The 1047-nt window shown below is 75.2% G+C and carries 1 protein-coding gene; it reads left to right on the forward strand.

Features of this window, described 5'->3' with window-relative positions:
* Positions 1 to 44 precede the first annotated feature (44 nt).
* Entirely contained in the window at positions 45 to 893 is an 849-nt protein-coding gene (locus tag FOE67_RS26725) for a GNAT family N-acetyltransferase (protein WP_182667393.1), read from the forward strand.
* Positions 894 to 1047 lie beyond the last annotated feature (154 nt).

The raw sequence follows: 1047 nt of genomic DNA on the forward strand, positions 1-1047 counted from the left end.
CCCCCACCCCGCCCGGCAGATCTCCCCTCTCGGCAAGGCCACACGTGCTGACCTCACCCACCACACGGGTCCTGGAACCCGCCGATCTGGACGCCGCCCTCGAAGTGCTCGACCGCGAACCGGTGGCGAACGCCTTCGTCACCGCCAGGGTCCTGGACGCCGGGCTGGATCCCGCCCGTCTCGGCGGCCAGATGTGGGGCTGGTACCGACGCGGTCGGCTCGCCTCCCTGTGCTATGCCGGCGCCAACCTGGTACCGGTCTGCGCCGGGCCGGACGCCGTGCGGGCCTTCGCCGAGCGGGCCCTGCTGCACGGCCGACAGTGCTCCTCCATCGTCGGTCCCGCCGAGCCGACCGCCGCGCTCTGGTCCCAGCTGCGCCCCTGCTGGGGACCGGCCCGGGAGCTGCGCCCCCGTCAGCCCCTCATGGCCACCCGGGAACGCCCCGCCGGGATCGTTCCCGACCCCCTGGTCCGTCCCGTGCTGCGCAACGAGATGGATCTGGTGCTGCCGGCCGCCGTCGCCATGTTCACCGAGGAGGTCGGGGTCTCCCCCCTGGCCGCGGCGGACGGCGGGCTCGCCTACCAGGCCCGGTTGGCCGACACCATCGGGCGCGGGCACTGCTTCGTCCGGGTCGAGGACGGCCGGGTCGTGTTCAAGGCCGAGATCGGGGCCGTCACCCCCGCGGTGTGCCAACTCCAGGGGGTGTGGACCGCCCCCGACCGGCGCGGCCGGGGGCTGGCCACCTCCGGCCTGGCCACCGTCGTGCGGTACGCCCTGGCCCACACCGCGCCGGTGGTCAGCCTCTACGTCAACGACTTCAACGCCCCGGCCCTGGCCGTCTACCGGAGGCTCGGCTTCCGTGAGATCGGGGCCCTCATGAGCGTCCTGTTCTGAGCCGGCCGAACCGACGGGGCATCCGTTTCCGGCCGGGCCGGCCGGAACCCGCCGTGGCCCCCGTCGCGTTCCGCCCCCGGCCCGGACCACCCGTCGGGGCGGGCCCCGGTCCCGCTCGTCGGGGCCGAAACGGCACGTCGGCGCCGTTTCGTCC

The organism is Streptomyces calidiresistens, assembly GCF_014141525.1.
GTDB classification, from domain to species: domain Bacteria; phylum Actinomycetota; class Actinomycetes; order Streptomycetales; family Streptomycetaceae; genus Streptomyces; species Streptomyces calidiresistens.